The sequence below is a fragment of the Methanobrevibacter sp. genome (genome assembly GCF_045114555.1).
GTDB lineage: Archaea > Methanobacteriota > Methanobacteria > Methanobacteriales > Methanobacteriaceae > Methanobrevibacter.
This window is the reverse complement of sequence record NZ_JBGUKT010000018.1, coordinates 16,808-32,765: the sequence shown is the minus strand read 5'-3', so window position 1 is coordinate 32,765 and position 15,958 is coordinate 16,808. Positions and strand designations below refer to the sequence as shown.

Annotated in this window: 13 protein-coding genes; 10 read left to right on the top strand and 3 right to left on the bottom strand. The window is 31.5% G+C overall.

Features of this window, described 5'->3' with window-relative positions; translation table 11 throughout:
- Positions 1 to 229: 229 nt before the first annotated feature.
- The 3 genes from ACJMLB_RS03575 to ACJMLB_RS03565 all read left to right on the top strand — a co-directional run bounded on the left by ACJMLB_RS03575 (position 230) and on the right by ACJMLB_RS03565 (position 3,223).
- Entirely contained in the window at positions 230 to 1,288 is a 1,059-nt protein-coding gene (locus tag ACJMLB_RS03575; protein ID WP_405323736.1) for a DUF1786 domain-containing protein, read from the top strand.
- 375 nt (positions 1,289 to 1,663) lie between these two features.
- The gene (locus ACJMLB_RS03570) at positions 1,664 to 2,329 is read left to right on the top strand and encodes a PHP-associated domain-containing protein (protein ID WP_405323734.1); all 666 of its coding nucleotides are present in this window, start codon (positions 1,664 to 1,666) and stop codon (positions 2,327 to 2,329) included.
- A gap of 36 nt (positions 2,330 to 2,365) precedes the next feature.
- The gene (locus ACJMLB_RS03565; RefSeq protein WP_405323732.1) at positions 2,366 to 3,223 is read left to right on the top strand and encodes a DUF63 family protein; all 858 of its coding nucleotides are present in this window, start codon (positions 2,366 to 2,368) and stop codon (positions 3,221 to 3,223) included.
- Positions 3,224 to 3,463: 240 nt separating this feature from the next.
- Here ACJMLB_RS03565 and ACJMLB_RS03560 read toward each other — a convergent pair whose 3' ends face one another.
- Both ACJMLB_RS03560 and ACJMLB_RS03555 read right to left on the bottom strand, forming a co-directional pair.
- Complete coding sequence (locus ACJMLB_RS03560) at positions 3,464 to 4,990, bottom strand: 2-isopropylmalate synthase (RefSeq protein ID WP_405324071.1); 1,527 nt, start codon at positions 4,988 to 4,990, stop codon at positions 3,464 to 3,466.
- A gap of 112 nt (positions 4,991 to 5,102) precedes the next feature.
- On the bottom strand, positions 5,103 to 6,218 hold the full coding sequence (locus ACJMLB_RS03555) for a radical SAM protein (RefSeq protein ID WP_405323730.1): 1,116 nt from the start codon (positions 6,216 to 6,218) through the stop codon (positions 5,103 to 5,105).
- 273 nt (positions 6,219 to 6,491) lie between these two features.
- Here ACJMLB_RS03555 and ACJMLB_RS03550 point away from each other — a divergent pair, with 273 nt between their 5' ends.
- The 4 genes from ACJMLB_RS03550 to ACJMLB_RS03535 all read left to right on the top strand — a co-directional run bounded on the left by ACJMLB_RS03550 (position 6,492) and on the right by ACJMLB_RS03535 (position 12,667).
- Complete coding sequence (locus tag ACJMLB_RS03550) at positions 6,492 to 7,976, top strand: cobyrinate a,c-diamide synthase (protein ID WP_405323728.1); 1,485 nt, start codon at positions 6,492 to 6,494, stop codon at positions 7,974 to 7,976.
- 933 nt (positions 7,977 to 8,909) lie between these two features.
- Positions 8,910 to 9,605, top strand: a complete 696-nt coding sequence (locus tag ACJMLB_RS03545) for a hypothetical protein (RefSeq protein ID WP_405323726.1) — start codon at positions 8,910 to 8,912, stop codon at positions 9,603 to 9,605.
- Positions 9,606 to 10,410: 805 nt separating this feature from the next.
- Positions 10,411 to 11,556 carry an oligosaccharide repeat unit polymerase family protein gene (locus tag ACJMLB_RS03540; protein WP_405323724.1) on the top strand — a complete coding sequence of 382 codons (1,146 nt, stop codon included), beginning with the start codon at positions 10,411 to 10,413 and terminating at the stop codon, positions 11,554 to 11,556.
- Positions 11,546 to 12,667: a hypothetical protein gene (locus ACJMLB_RS03535; RefSeq protein WP_405323723.1), complete on the top strand. Its 1,122-nt coding sequence runs from the start codon at positions 11,546 to 11,548 to the stop codon at positions 12,665 to 12,667. The genes ACJMLB_RS03540 and ACJMLB_RS03535 overlap by 11 nt, the downstream gene beginning before the upstream one ends.
- A gap of 63 nt (positions 12,668 to 12,730) precedes the next feature.
- Here the strand turns inward: ACJMLB_RS03535 and ACJMLB_RS03530 are convergent, their stop codons facing one another.
- Positions 12,731 to 13,054, bottom strand: a complete 324-nt coding sequence (locus ACJMLB_RS03530; protein ID WP_405323721.1) for a TIGR04076 family protein — start codon at positions 13,052 to 13,054, stop codon at positions 12,731 to 12,733.
- Positions 13,055 to 13,235: 181 nt separating this feature from the next.
- Between ACJMLB_RS03530 and ACJMLB_RS03525 the strand changes: the two genes are divergently transcribed.
- The 3 genes from ACJMLB_RS03525 to ACJMLB_RS03515 all read left to right on the top strand — a co-directional run bounded on the left by ACJMLB_RS03525 (position 13,236) and on the right by ACJMLB_RS03515 (position 15,873).
- Entirely contained in the window at positions 13,236 to 13,877 is a 642-nt protein-coding gene (locus ACJMLB_RS03525; RefSeq protein WP_405323720.1) for a YitT family protein, read from the top strand.
- 223 nt (positions 13,878 to 14,100) lie between these two features.
- Positions 14,101 to 14,931, top strand: coding sequence for a F420-dependent methylenetetrahydromethanopterin dehydrogenase (locus ACJMLB_RS03520; protein WP_295606698.1), 831 nt, complete (start codon positions 14,101 to 14,103; stop codon positions 14,929 to 14,931).
- 441 nt (positions 14,932 to 15,372) lie between these two features.
- The gene (locus ACJMLB_RS03515) at positions 15,373 to 15,873 is read left to right on the top strand and encodes a hypothetical protein (RefSeq protein ID WP_405323719.1); all 501 of its coding nucleotides are present in this window, start codon (positions 15,373 to 15,375) and stop codon (positions 15,871 to 15,873) included.
- Positions 15,874 to 15,958 lie beyond the last annotated feature (85 nt).

Sequence of the window (15,958 nt, the reverse complement as noted above, 5' to 3'; positions counted from 1 at the left end):
ATGTCCTTTAATCATTCTGTACTAATATTATGTATAATGTACTATATAAAGCTTTGTAGTACATATTTGTACATTAAAGAACTTAAATATTAATCTCTTTAAGTTATATTTCTACCATTATTTTTAAGAAAAAACAAATATTTAGGCATTATTTTTCAATTTAATGATTTTTATTCATTTTTTCATCAATTCAAAAAAATTTAAATATTTACAAAATAAATAAAAAACTATGAAAATTTTAGCTATTGATGTAGGAACCGGTACTGAAGACATTCTATTGTATGACAGTGAAAAAGAGATTGAAAATTCAATGAAATTGGTCATCCCTTCTCCTCATTTAACCATTGGCCAGATGATATCCGAATGCGAAAGTGACATTTACTTTGACGGCGTCATTATGGGTGGGGGAAAGATCAAGGATAGATGTCTTGAACATATGGAAAAAGGATATAATGTTGCTTTTGAGGATTTGGCAGCAAGAACAATCCGTGACAATATAGATCAAGTAAAGTCATATGGGTTTGAAGTTGCTGAAGAAAATGCTTATGAAAAGGATTCTGCCTATTCAAATTATACAAAAATTTCTTTAAAAGATGTGGATGTAAACCATTTGATTGACATATTCTCTTCATTTGACCTAGACTTGAAGGTTGATGAGCTTATAGTGGCTGTTCAAGATCATGGATACAGTGAGGATATGGGGGATAGGGACTTCAGATTCGAGAAAATCAAGGAAAAGCTCCCAAAACCTATGGAGCCTGAAACATTTGCAATGGAGGCAGAAGAAGTTCCTGAATACTTTACAAGGATGCAATCTGTAATAAAGTCATTAGCTAAAGATAATCCTGAATTTAAACCGGTTCTCATGGATACAAAATTTGCATCAATCGCTGGAGTATGCTACGATAAGGAAGTTCTAAAGCTAAACAGCTTTGTTGTTATGGATATAGGAAACGGCCATACTACTGTAGCATCCATTGAAGACGGTAAAATACAAGGGGTATTCGAGCACCATACAAGAGATTTAACCCCTCAAAGACTCGAAGAACTCGTTTTAGCCCTTGCTGATGGAACAATTAAGCATGAGGATGTCCATGGTGAAGGAGGACATGGTGCATTTGCATTGAATCCTATTTCAAAATTGGAAAAGGTTATTGTTGCAGGTCCAAAAAGAGCATTGATTGAAGGTACTGATCTTGACTATTACCATGCAGCTCCAGGTGGAGATGTCATGATGACAGGCACTGTTGGCCTTGTAAAGTCAATGGAATTCTTAAGAAAAAAATAAAATTTATATATTTATTATAATCATTATAATATAGTTAGATTCAATTTTACATTTAATAATAATTTAATAAAATCTTATAAAATCAATGTATTTACATACATTTTTTCTTATTTTTCTATTTTTTCTTATCACTTTTATTCTTTATTCAGTAATTTTATTCTAATATTTTCTCATTTCCTAGTTACTTTTTTATTTTTCCTTGCAACTTTTTTCGAATATACAGTAAATTTTTTTTCAAGATATTTTTAGTTTTGTGAAATTTTTCACTGATATTTACGGATATATAAAAAAAGTTTATAATGGATTAATGCTAATATAACAATTGACAATATTAATCAATAGTAATTTTATTTTATACAATAAACGAGGCATAATATGAAATTTGATCCACATATCCATAGTGTTTATTCAGGTGATTCCCGTTCAGAAGTTATAGATATTTTGATCCAAGCTGAAAAGAAAGGTTTAGATGCTATTGCAATCAGTGATCATAATGAGATAAAAGGTTCAAGGCTTGCTAGGTCTTATGGTGGAAGCATTATTGTAGTTCCATCAATAGAAATTTCATCCGACAAAGGCCATATTTTAGGATTAGGTGTAGATGAAATAATTCCAAAAGGGTTGTCTGCTGTAGAAACTGTAGACCGGATCCATGATGCAGGTGGACTAGCTATTGTTCCTCATCCGTTTTCATATTATAGGCATGGTCTTTTCTGCAAGGTTGACAAGAATCTCGGTGTGGATGGAGTGGAAACAAAAAATGCGAGATACATTTTCGGATACTCAAACAAGCAGGCAGAAACTTTGGCATACAATAAAAGACTTGCAACTTTAGGTGCAAGTGACTCTCATTTTCTCAAATCTGTAGGAGATGCATTCACTGAAGTCAATACCAAGGGAAATGATTCTGTAGATGGAATCCTAAAAGCAATTAAGCATAGACGTTGCAAGGCAATGGGTCATAGGACAAGCAATTTCCTGATAGCTAAGGAAGTCTTTGTAAAAAAAGTCCTTAGAAGATATCCTAAAAGAGAAGAGTAATTGAAATCATAATTGATATGGATATGTGATGATAATATGCCTACTGTAGACACTTTTCTTCCAGATATTATACAAACTACTTTTTTCTCTGGATACACTGTTTTCAATACAATAGTCTATACACTAATTTTAGTGATCTTCATATTGGCAATCATTAAAATGTTTAAGAAGTTGGAGATTGATCCGCTTTCAATTTTCTATTCAATCATTCCATTTATTTTTCTGGGATCTTCAACTCGAGCTTTAGTGGATAATGGAATTCTTCCAAAAACTGTTTTTCTAATCACCCCTGGACTTTACATTCTTGTAGGTTTGATTACAATTCTATCATTCTTATTTTGTATTTACCTATTCAATAAAAAAGGAATTGATTATAGATATTTATTATTTTCATTAGGAGTTATTTTTTCATTGCCTAATATAATATTTTTTTCAAATGTAAATTACACTGCACTCATTAATGTCATCTTGACATGGATGTTGTCATTATTGGTATTTCTTGGGGTTGTGTTTTTAGCATTATACATTCGAAACAGTATTTTCAAAAGTGATGATAAGATTAATCTTTCAAAGTTCATTGAAAAAATAAAAAAATATAAAATTAATTTTTCCATTGTGCTTGCACATTTGTTCGATGCATCAACAACATATGTTGCTGTAGAATACTTCAATTATGTGGAACAGCATGTTTTACCAAATGCTATAAATCAGCTATTCGATACATATCTTACATTATTTCCTATGAAAATTATAGTCATAGTTGCAGTATTATACATAATCGACCAATATTTCGATGACTTAACAATCAAAAATCTATTAAAATTAACAGTATTTGTATTAGGATTAGCACCAGGATTAAGGAATATTTTGACATTAATTCTTGGTACTGTATGATTGAAATTTTATGAAAATTTAAAAAATTTTTCTTCAAGTTTCGAAAAATATTTTTTTTCAAATTTTATAATATAAATTTTTAAAAATAGTAAAAAAGATTAAAAAAATAATAAAAAATAAAAAAATGTAAAAGATTAAAAAAATAATAAATGAAAAAAGATGAAAAATAATAAAAAATAAAAAAATGTAAAAGAAGAAAAAATAGTAAAATGAAAAATTGTTTAAAAAATAAAAAAAAGTTTAGCTATTTTTCTCAATAGCCAATAATCTATTGATTGAGTTGATGACTGCTACCACACTTGAAATGATAACGTCCTCTCTAGTAGCTCTTCCTGTTGCCCTATGGCCATCCTTGTCTGAAATCACTACAAAGGTTTCTGCCAATGCATCAGTACCACCACTAACCGCTTCAAGCCTGTACTCTTCAAGGTTGATATCAACGGTTTCCTTAACCAGTGATTTGATTGCACCGATAGCTGCATCAACTGGACCAACTCCTATTTGAGAGGTTTCAATAACCTTTCCTTCAATTGAAAGTCTAACGGTTGCTGTTGCAGATACTGACTCTCCAGTCATTACGCTCATTCCAAGCAACTTGATGTACTCTTTTCCACTGGTACTTAATTCAGTGATTGCAATGGATTTCAAATCCTCATCTGTAATGCATTTACCCTTATCACCAAGTGTCTTTACCTGATTGTAAATGTTTTCGAATTGCTTAGGACTTACTTCTATATTGAACTCTTCCAATTTGGACTTTATTCCAGCATGGCCGGTATGTTTTCCAAGGGCAATTCTTCTTTTGTGGCCTACAAGTTCAGGTGGAATCGGTTCATAGGTTGAGCTGTTTTTCAATATTCCATCAACATGGATACCGGATTCATGTGCGAAAGCATTTTCTCCAACAATTGGTTTTGTAGGAGGCATCTTTATACCTGTAATTGATCCGATGAAATTGGATGTGTCATAAAGTTTGGTTGTGTCTACACCTATGTTTGCACCATAAGCTATCTTCAAGCTGACAACAAGTTCCTCTAAAGAGGTGTTTCCAGCTCTTTCACCGATACCGTTTATTGTACAATGCGCCTGGTTTGCCCCTTCTTCAATCCCGATGATTGAATTTGATACAGCAAGTCCAAAGTCATTATGGAAATGAAGACTGATTGGAACATTGATTTTCTTTCTCAAGATCCTTATTAAATCTCTTGTAGTGGATGGGACTAAAATTCCAACAGTGTCTGGTACATTTATCACATCTGCTCCTGCACCTTCAACGCCTTTGTAGAATTCTATTAGATAATTAAGTTCTGTCCTTGTTGCATCTTCAGCTGAAAATTCAACAGTGAGGCCATGATCTTTAGCATATTCAACCGCTTCAATGGCTTGGTTCAATATCTCTTCCTTGGATTTTTTCAGCTTATAGTCTCTATGAAGTGGGGAAGTTCCAATAAACAAATGTGCATAAGACAAGTCAGAGTCGATCACTGCATCGATATCCTTTTGCAATACTCTTGCAAGACCGCATATGTTAGACTTGAAGCCTAGTTCAACCATTCTTTTTGCAGCCTTTCTTTCACCTTCTGATACAGTTGGGAAACCCATTTCAATAGTGTCCACTCCAAGTTCATCAAGCTTTTGAGCTATCTTTATTTTCTCATCTACAGTTAATGCGATGCCTGGAGCCTGTTCACCATCTCTTAAGGTTGTATCAAAAATTCTGATCTTATCAGGGAGTTTCAATTCTTCCTTTACATCTTCAATGTTTATTGCATTCATTTTTCCCTATCCTTTTTGATTTAATAAGTAGATTTAATAAGTATAATCTTAATTTTTTATTTTTTAGTATTTATTATTTTTTTATCTATTAGTTTATTGTATATTAGTAATTATCCAAAGCTGATTGATAATTTCCATCTAATTTTATATATGGCTCTGCCCTTTTTACCACAACACCTATTCTTTGAAGCTCTTCCAATTTTTTAAATGGCTTGTTTCTGCGTATGGCCATAATCTTCCTTGCAGATTTTGGGCCTATTCCCGGAACTCTAATCAAATGCTTGTATGATGCATAGTTTATTTCTACAGGGAAAATATCCATTTCCCTTGCAGCTAAAATTTTTGGGTCTTCCCTTAAGGATAATTTGTCGTTCTCATCAAATACAAGTTCCTTAACATCGAATTTATAATCGCTAATTAATGCATCTGCATGATACAATTTAGCGGTTCTATCTGTATTGCAGGATTCCTTTTTCTCAAATTCTGTTCCTTCCACAGGTGAAAATGCACTGAAATAGCTTCTTCTCAAGTCCACTTTTTTATACAGGCTTTCCATTCTTTTTAGGATTTCAAGGTCGGTTTCATCATTTGCACCTACAATCAATTGTGTTGTATGGCCGGATTTTACAAAAGTCGGATTCTTTCTTGCTATTTCATTCATCCAATCAAGTCTTTTCAGGATATCCTTATTGTAATCCTTGGTGCTTGTGATTTCATTAAGGCCGTCTTTTGTAGCCGCTTCAATATTCAGGCTTACCCTATTAGCCAAGCTCATGGCCCTTTTTATTGAATCCTTTGATGCTCCCGGAATGATTTTAAGATGTATATAGTCATCATATCCATAGTCTTTTCTAAGGATTCTTGCAGTCTCTATGGTCTTTTCCATAGTGTTGTCTATTGTATCGCCAATTCCTGAACTTAAAAAAAGTCCATTGACATAACCGTTGTTGTAGTAGTGCAGGAATGCTCTTGAAAGTTCTTCAGGACTTAATTCAAGACGAGTGAAATTGCGTTTGCTTTGGTTAATGCAATATTTGCAATCGTTTTTGCACTTGTTTGTCATCAATGTTTTAAATAGAGGTATCTTGCATCCATTATGTCCAGTGGCATGGTAAATCCCAGGGAGATTCACTTGTGAGCTCTTGCTATGGCTGACATAATCGCAGAGATCATATTGTGCGCTATCTGCCAAAACTTGCATTTTTTCTAATGTAGACATAATTCACCTCTTTTAATTTTTAAATATTTGATTTTGTTAAGAAAGTATTTTTCATTTTATAATTTTTATAAATACCCTTTTTTATAAATCTTCTGTTTATTAATATCTATATTAATATTAATAAATCTTATAAATTATAATTATTCTTTTTGTATTACTTTTTTTTCAAAAATCCCTTATTTTTATTATTCTTATCAAAAATCAATTAAAATTTAAAACAATTACTTCTAGAGTTAAGAAAATTTTATATAAAATATATGCTAATGTAATATTATGAAAGTCGTACTAGCTGGAACTGGAAGTGCTGTTGGAAAAACCACTATTTCTACAGGAATAATGAAGGCACTTCAAGATGAAAATGTCCAACCCTTCAAGGTTGGCCCTGATTTTATTGATCCTTCTTATCATACAATTGCTACAGGCAATGTATCAAGGAACTTGGATTCATTTTTCATGGATGAATTTCAAATAATCAATTCATTTGAAAGAGCTTTAAAGATATCCAAATCTAATATGGGAATTATTGAAGGTGTAAGAGGATTGTATGAAGGTATCAGTCCTATCAGTGATATAGGTAATACCGCATCCATTGCAAAGGCCTTAGATGCGCCTGTAGTTCTTCTTATGGATTCAAGAAGCTTGGTGAAAAGTGCAGCAGCTGTTGTATTGGGCTTTAAGGCACTTGACCCTGATGTCCGTATAGAAGGGGTTATCTTAAATAAGGTCAAAGGCCAAAGACATTTCCTAAAGGCAAAGGAGTCAGTTGAAAAGTTGGCAAATGTTCCGGTAATAGGCGGAATTCCAAGAAATGAAGAGATTGCAGTGGAAGAAAGGCATCTTGGCTTGGTCCCTGCTCTTGAAAAGGAAAAGATCAATAGGAATATTGAACTTTGGGGGCATATTGCTGAGGAATATATAGACTTGGATGCTTTAAAGGATATAATGAAAACATCCAGCAAATCAGCTGTAAAAGACAATAAGAATAAAGCCAAAGAATCTATGGAAGATGATTATCATTATGGCCATCGTGTAGATTTATCCATTCATGAGGATGAATTTAATAGGGAACATAATGAAGCAATCAATCTGGAAGTCACCAATGGCTCAAAACCTGGAGAGCTATGGAAAACTGGAAATAAATCTCCTATAAAAATTGGTGTTGCCATAGATGAGATATTCACCTTTTACTATAAGGAAACATTGGAATCACTGGAAGATAATGGCGCTAAGATAGTTCCATTCAGCCCTTATAAGGATGAGGAAATTCCGGATGTTGATGCCCTTTACATTGGTGGAGGATACCCAGAAGTCTTCAAGAAAGACCTATCTCAAAATGAATCAATGTTGAAATCCATCAATAAATTCCATAAGGAAGATAGACCAATATACGGTGAATGTGGCGGATTAATCTATTTATCAGAATCCATTGATGGCTTAGGAATGGTAAATGCAATTCCATACAGCGCTGAAATGACTCCTAGAGTTCAAGGATTGAATTATGTTGTAGCAAGTTCAAATAGGGATAATCTCATATCTGAAGAGGGTGACATTTTCCGTGCTCATGAATTCCATTACACTAAACTCAACATAGACAGTACAGATGATTTAGTATTTGATGTCCTTAGAGGCAGAGGTGTATTGAATAATATGGATGGAGTAAGCATTGGAAACACTTTAGCTAATTACATTCATATTCATGCTTGTTCATGTCCTAACTTTGCATATAATTTCACTAAAAATATAGCTGAGTTAGACTAAAATTTCATTTTTTTTTCTTTATCTTTTTTTAAAATTATTGGATTCCAGTTTTAATTTTTTTCATGTTTAATATTTTACATTTTTTCTATTTCCTTGAACTTTTTTTAAAATTTTCTTTTGTATAATGTATACAATTTTTTCATCATTTTTTCCATAATTTTTTTACAATATACAAAATTTTTCAATTTTCGATGAATTTTTTCTCATAAAAAAGTATTACTTCAGGAATCTGGAGGATTTTTTCCATAAAATTTTTTAAATATCAAAATCTATTTTAATTATTTATTTTATTCTAAAACTTGAGTTTTTTTAGTTATATTTTTAAATAACAATAATGAATCTTTATTTTTTTAAAATATTTATTTTAAACTATTATTTTCATCAATTTTTTTAATGCATTTTGTAACTACTTGTAGATACAACGTTAACTCAATGATATTACATGCTATATTTTTGTACATTTATGCATATCAATTCCATATTTTTTTAATCTTTTTCGAAAATCAGAAATTATGGCAAGGATCTTCATATTTTTTTAAAAACAGCATGTTAATATCATTTGAGATTTTTATGATTTTTTAAAAATTTCATTTCAAATTTTGTAACTCAATTTTTACACTTGAAACGATACCGGCTATTTTTTTTAGATTTTTTCAAATTTTCAACTCATCTTAAAAAAGTGATAACTCAAATTATCTGCACTGAAGTTCTTATGTAATATCATTATGACTCATCAACCTTTTTTTATAATTTTTTTCAATTTTTTGAGTTACAAATTCGTTTTTTTTAAAGATTTTTAAATTAAGTTTATATGCAATGAGTTAACATATATAATAATGTTAATAATTTTTTATATGATTTAATTATATTATTCATATAGAAAATTTTAAGAATTTCAATGATAATATCATTTTCATTACGAAGGTATTTTTTATGTTAGAAAAGGAAGTCAAACAATATAAGAGAGGAAACAGTTTCACTTATCGTATCGACTTATCAAAAAAAGATAATTTTGAAGGTGGAGAGAAGGTAATGATTCTTAGGATAAGTGAATATGAATCTTATCTAAACGAGATCGATGATCTTAAAGCTAAAATTGACGACAATAAAAATACCATTTCAGATTTGAAGCAATCACGCAGCGAAGCGGATTCTTCCATAAATGAGATTATGGAACAAAGGAATCATGAGATTTCAGACAAGAATAAGGAAATCATGGACTTGGTTGAAGAAAATAAATCTGCCATTGCAAAATGCTATGAAATTATTGATGAGAAAGATCAGCTTATCAAACAGGCTAATGAAGAGATTAGGCTTGAAAGGGCAAAGTCTGATTTAGCTATGCAAAAGGCTGAAGAAAATCTCCTTGAAGAGAGAAAAAGACATGATGAATTGGTTCTTGAAAAAGACAAGGAATTGCATAATGTCAACCAGCAGCTTCAGGACACCCTTAAGGAAATCGCTTATAAAGATCAATTGTTAACTGCGGATAGACTTTTAATTGACAGATATAAAAACAGAAGCTTCATTGATCGTCTATTAAATAGGCAACCTGATGACAGTGACTTGCAAATAGAAAGCAAGCCAAAAGAAACCTATGTCTTGGAAGCTGAAAAAACAGATGAATAATTTTTCATCTTCTATTTTTTATTCTATTTTTACAAATTTTCATTCTATATTTACTTATTTTTCATTCTATATTTGCTTATTCTTCATCTAATTTTTCTATTTTTTTATTCTAATAATTGTAATGTCATTTTATTTTTGGGGATATGCAATTCATATGCATTTTTAATTCATTGAGTTGTATTTTTCGATTGATTTTCATTGTAACTCTTAGACATAAATTTCAACTGTATAATGAGTTAACCTGTTATTATCATTTTTTGCCAATTTTAGGGCCAGAAATTCCTTGACGTAAATTTCAAGTGTAATTTTTTTTAAAAATTTTCAAACTTTTTTCAAATGTTATTATCAAAACATAATCATGTTAATTTATTTTCATCATCATTTCAAATCTTTTGTAATATCATTTATTTTGGGGATTTTTTTCTCTTAAAAATGATATTATCAATAATTTTTCATGAATTTTCCAAATATTTCTTAGATTTTCATCAAATATTCATGATTTTTTGTATTACTTTGTTATTTTTTTTATCTATTGGAACGTTAGTTTTATGTTCATCAAACTATTTTCTTGAAAAATCAGTTTTACTTAATATCTAGTATACTTTTCATCTTCTCAAAATATTTTCCTACACACTTTTCATCTTTTTCATTGGAAATTTTTTTCATTTTTAATCATGAAATTACTATGATTATTCAAAAAGTCCTTATGACCTCTTCAAGCCCTTTTAATAAACTTATTATAATAGTTTTAACAAAATCTAAAATAATGCTTTTAATTACATAACGCTTAATTTAAGGGGTTTTTATGAACTTTGATTTTAAAAACGGAAATTTTGATCTATTTAATCCGCTGATTCTTGTAGTTATGGTAATCCTATTTTTAATCATAGCTATGCCTATGTGGTATTTTTATCGTGAATTGCCTGCTCCTAATTTAGAATTGTATCTTTATATCGGTTTAGGGCTTTTATTCTTTATTTTTGGTGTTTTCATATCTAACTATTTCATGAATAATAATTTTAAAGCCGATGTTGGTTCCACAACTAAAGAAAATTTATATACTGAGAAATTATCATTATCTGATTCATATTCAAAAAATGAATTGATTATTGTGGGACTTGTTTCTTTGGGTATTCTATTGCAGATTATAAACATAGCATTATTGGGTGGCATACCCCTTTTTTCAGCTACATTAAAGGCAAAGGCCGCAACTAAAATTTGGCTTATATCCTACATAATTTTCTTGCCTTCCATCAATGTCTTGCTTGCAAAATACAATAGAAAATCACATTATCTGTTGCTAGTGATTGGTTTGGTATTGTTTGCCCTTACAGGATATAGGACCACTCCTATTGCAATCATGCTATCTGCCCTCATTACTTTGTATTACACACGTGATGTTGATGTGAAATACATAATTTTAGCTATTTTGGCTATTGCAGTTGTTCTCTTGGCAGTTGGATTCATTGCAGTTCAAGCCATCAGCTGGCAGCATTGGTCATTGAATCCAATTGAATTGGTCTCTTATAGGGCTGCATTTACATTGAATATACTTTCCAAGGCCATTGAAAATCAATTCACTACAATGGGAAACCTATTCTACACAACATTGACAGGATTCTTTACACATTCAGATGCAAGGGTTTTGGTTGGCCAAGCTACAATTGGTAGAGTTCATTCAATAACATCTACAATTTTCGGCCCTGCATTACTTGATTTTGGTATTGTAGGAATGCTCCTTCAAATGTTTTTATTAGGATTTATCTTAAAGACATTGCATGGCATACAAAACCATAAGAAAAGCATCTTTACAGCATTTTATGGAATTTTGCTTGCACAAACAATCATCTGGATAGAAACAGGCCCAACTGATGTCGTGGTTTGGCTATTCTATTTTATCGGAATTTTACTTATCATCCATTACCTAAGGGGTGCAAATCATGAAATCTAAAAACATAGCCATTGCAGGAGAAATCACTCCATCCAAAACAATAATTCCAATCATAGAAAAGTTGAGGGAAAGGGAAAAGGAAGGCAAATTAAGCTTTAAGATCAATAAGTTAATCGGCCTTTATCATGGAGAATCTTCAAAGGATTTCCTCGAACCTTATTGTGATGAGACATATTCTATTGGAGAAGGCAGAAGGGGGAAAAAGAATTCTACTGGAAAATTGGCATACCTAATTTCAAAGGATATCTTAAAGTCATTCAATGCCCTTAAGGGAAAAGGCATTGACTTACTGATTACTGCAGGAAATGCAGGGGATGTTAGGAAAGCCATTGTAGCTGCAAATATCTTGAAAATTCCGGTTTTGCATATAGAGCAGGATATTTATAATCCGATAGAAGTAATTTCACAAGCCAACCTTGTAACTGTTCCTTCAAATGCCTATAAGGAATATCTGGAGAACCATTATGGGCTGAAAAATGTTGTCAATATCGAGGGTTATCCTATGGCAAAATATGTTGACAACTTTATAAAAGAAGATAATTTAATCGATAAGGATGAAATCTACGGAGAATATGGAATGAAGGAATTTGTCCTTGTGGTTCTTGGTGGAGATTTGAAGGATGATGATATTGAACCATTGATACGGTCTGTAGAAGAGCTTAATCTTAAGGCATTGATTGCACCTTACAGATTTGATAGGGATATGGTTAAGGAATTGGTTCTTTCCCCAAACATCAAGGTCTTGCCTCAATACGTGGACATGTTAAGCTTTATGAATGCTGCATCACACCTAATATATGCTGCAGGTATGGGAATGACCATTGAAGCGGGAGTATTCAACATCCCATCATTAAAAATAGAAGGATTTCACAAAACCCACGGAAGTGTGGATTTGGCAAAGGAACTTAATATACCAATCGTTAAAATAGATGAAATTCCAGAGGCCTTTGAAAATCTCCCAGACCAAAAGGAATCAGATCTTGTAAAAAATAGTGAGACAGCTATTGAAAGATTAGTGGATTTGATAAATGACTTTGATGAAAAATCACTAAAAAGAAGCGGTTTTAAATCCACTAAGCAAATTTGGAATAGCCGAAAAGTATACAGATAATTTTTTTATCTCTAATTTTTAACTTTTTTTCTTTTCAATTTTTTTAATTTCAATTTTCTTTTTTTAATCAGCATCTTCTTTCATGGTTTCAAGCAAAAAGCTTACAGGACGGAAACCATCATTGCAGGAGATCATCGCTGATTTCTTATTCTTCATCCAACCATCATAAAGGTCTTCTGCACCATTAGCCAAAGCCATTACAAATGGGGATAAGACTTCCCATGCACTAGGACAGAAGTTCTCTGGCTTTTCCCAACCATTAGCTATGAAGACATCTCCACATTCAACATCGCATTCATGTTCCAATGGGTTTTCATACTTTTCAATCAAGTCGTCATGCCTAACTTTTTTCATGACAGTAATCTTAACTTTTTTCAATTGATTCACCTAAAACTTTAGTATTTTTTAATTATTTTTTATTTCTTATCATTTAAATATTTTAAAAATTGAAAACCAAAACAATACTTAAATAAATCATCAAAAAATTTTAAATATCATAATCCCTTTAAATTTAAATGGAATACTATTTTTTTTAATTGGTAGGAAAGGTTTTAGAATGGAGATGAGGATGGATAAAAAATTAATTATCAGATACATTTTACTTATTCTTGGGGTGACAATAATGTCTTTAGGCATTGCATTATCTCTTAAGTCCACTTTAGGAACTCCCCCTATATCCTGCATTCCTGCTGTTCTGGCTGTTGCTTTTCCTTGGACTGTAGGAGAATTCACAATACTTTTCAATGCCTTGCTTGTCATATTCCAAATGGTGCTTTTGAGAAAAATCACATTATCACAAATAGCTCAAATGCTTGTCTGCATTCTATTTGGCTATATGATAGATTTTAACTTAAGTTTAATTGACTTCATCAATCCAACAAATTATATAATCCAATGGATTTTGCTTATAATAAGCTGCCTTGTTCTTGCATTCGGGCTTGTCATTGAAGTAAAGTCAGACATTACCATGCTTCCAGGAGACGGTGCTGTAGTGGCGATAGGTGAAGTGCTGAACAAGGATTGGGGTAAGGTCAAGCCATTTTTTGATGTTACTGTTGTAAGTATTGGTGTCATTTTGGCATTGGTATTCATAGGCCACCTTGAGGGGGTTCGTGAAGGAACCATTTTTTCAGCTATTACAGTTGGTTTCATCATTCAATTTTACAACAATATTTTTGGTGAAAAAATTGATAATTATCTAAAAGAATAATTATATTTTTTTTTAAAATCTTGGTAATTTTTTCAAGATTCAAAATTTTTTAGATTAGCTTAAATATTCCTTTTTTTCTCAAAATACTTTCTTTCTGTTCTTTATTTTTTTCAATAATTTTTCATAAATTTTAAAAAAAATTATTCTAATATATAAAGTTTTTTATTTGTTTTTTTACATTAACTTTATAATAAGCAAATACTATAAATATTATTGTGATATTATGGTAGTTAAAATCGCTATATTAAGAAGTGGTAATATTGGTACTTCACCAATATTAGATTTATTATTAGACGAAAGAGCAGACAGACCAAACATCGACGTAAGAGTATTTGGATCTGGAGCAAAAATGAACCCTGAACAAGTCGAAGACGTTGTACCTAAGTTCAAACAATTCGACCCAGATTTCTGTATTTTCATTAGCCCAAACCCAGCAGCACCTGGTCCTGCTAGAGCAAGAGAATTATTATCTGCAGAAGATATTCCTGCTATTATCATTGGTGACGCTCCTGGTAAAGGTAAGAAAGACGAAATGGACGAACAAGGTTTAGGTTACATTATTGTTATGGCAGACCCAATGATCGGTGCAAAAAGAGAATGGTTAGACCCAACTGAAATGGCTATTTTCAACGCTGACATCATTAAGGTATTAGCTGAAACCGGTGCTTTAAGATTAGTACAAAAAACCATTGACGGTGTAATCGAAGCTGTTGAAGCAGGTAACGAAATCGAATTACCTAAACTCATTGTAACTGCTGAAAAAGCTGTAGAAGCTGCTAAATTCCAAAACCCATACGCAAAAGCAAAAGCTATTGCTGCATACGAAATGGCTGGCGCTGTAGCAGGTTTAGACATGAAAGGTTGTTTCATGACCAAAGGATTCGAAAACTTCATTCCTTTAGTAGCTGCTGCTCACGAAATGGCTGCATGTGCTGCTGCATTAGCAGCTGAAGCAAGAGAAATTGAAAAATCCAACGACACTGTATTAAGAACCCCTCACATGAAAGAAGGTAACGTTGGTTGCAAACTTGATTTAATCAGCAAACCAGAATAAGTGTCGAGGATTAAGTAGCTTTTCAGCTACTTATTTTTCTTTTTTCTTTTTTAAAACAAATTCAAATCAAATCAAATAAATCAAATCTCAAATCAAATCCAAAATTTACTTTTTTTCTTTTTATTCATCTCAATTTTAAAGTTTTTTAGCCCTAGATTTCATTCGTATTTAAACCAACTTTTCTTTGAAGTATTTTTATTTGTGGTGAATAGCATTATTTTTTTATTCTCTTATTGGCCTCGAAATATTTATCTAGGTGTCTTTTTTCGTTAAATTATGATTAAACTGTTATAATATTGATTTCATATTATAAAATTGCTCTCATTTCGTTATAATATTAAGTCTTTTTATAATATTATATTTAATCTGTTAAGTCTTTAAAGAAAATCTAGCTTATTCGATCATTAAAAAATAAATATCAAAAGTCTCAAAGGTTTAATCATGCCATCAATAGATTATTTTGAATGTGAAGACTGTGGTTTCAGATGGAAAGACCAGGGGCCATTGTTGTTCTGCCTAAATGATGAAGGCAATATAGAGGAATATATTCTACTTAGCACAACCATGGATCTGGACTTGAATTCAAGAATATCCGGAGACATTTATGAAACCTACTGCACAGGATGTGACAAGAAGATAAAGATCTATGTCATATCCAATATAAAAGAGCCGTACAATCAGGATAGTGCAATCGAAAAGATAGAAAAATTGGCAAAGGACAAAAGAATAGACAACAAGACTCTAAAGCCCTTTATAAAGGACACAGATTTAAAGGATGATTTTTACATTGTGGGCTTGTATTGGAACTTCTATTCAAACAGGGACTACCATTGTCCAAACTGCAACAGCATTGTTTCAAGGTATATTTTATCAAGGAACAAGTGTCCAAAATGCAATGGCGAGATAAAGGCAGTTGATGGAATCTGTTTAGATAAGTTCTAATTAAATTCATAATAGATTTTTATTTTCAATTTTTAATTTTTAAAAAAACTTTTTTGCATTGCTTTTCATTCACTTGTTTTTTAAA

Coding starts and splice junctions, on each gene's coding strand:
- ACJMLB_RS03570 (WP_405323734.1), top strand. CDS start 1,664: ATGAAATTTGATCCACATATCCATAGTGTTTATTCAGGTGATTCCCGT.
- ACJMLB_RS03565 (WP_405323732.1), top strand. CDS start 2,366: ATGCCTACTGTAGACACTTTTCTTCCAGATATTATACAAACTACTTTT.
- ACJMLB_RS03525 (WP_405323720.1), top strand. CDS start 13,236: ATGGATAAAAAATTAATTATCAGATACATTTTACTTATTCTTGGGGTG.
- ACJMLB_RS03550 (WP_405323728.1), top strand. CDS start 6,492: ATGAAAGTCGTACTAGCTGGAACTGGAAGTGCTGTTGGAAAAACCACT.
- ACJMLB_RS03535 (WP_405323723.1), top strand. CDS start 11,546: ATGAAATCTAAAAACATAGCCATTGCAGGAGAAATCACTCCATCCAAA.
- ACJMLB_RS03555 (WP_405323730.1), bottom strand. CDS start 6,218: ATGTCTACATTAGAAAAAATGCAAGTTTTGGCAGATAGCGCACAATAT.
- ACJMLB_RS03540 (WP_405323724.1), top strand. CDS start 10,411: ATGAACTTTGATTTTAAAAACGGAAATTTTGATCTATTTAATCCGCTG.
- ACJMLB_RS03515 (WP_405323719.1), top strand. CDS start 15,373: ATGCCATCAATAGATTATTTTGAATGTGAAGACTGTGGTTTCAGATGG.
- ACJMLB_RS03575 (WP_405323736.1), top strand. CDS start 230: ATGAAAATTTTAGCTATTGATGTAGGAACCGGTACTGAAGACATTCTA.
- ACJMLB_RS03545 (WP_405323726.1), top strand. CDS start 8,910: ATGTTAGAAAAGGAAGTCAAACAATATAAGAGAGGAAACAGTTTCACT.
- ACJMLB_RS03520 (WP_295606698.1), top strand. CDS start 14,101: ATGGTAGTTAAAATCGCTATATTAAGAAGTGGTAATATTGGTACTTCA.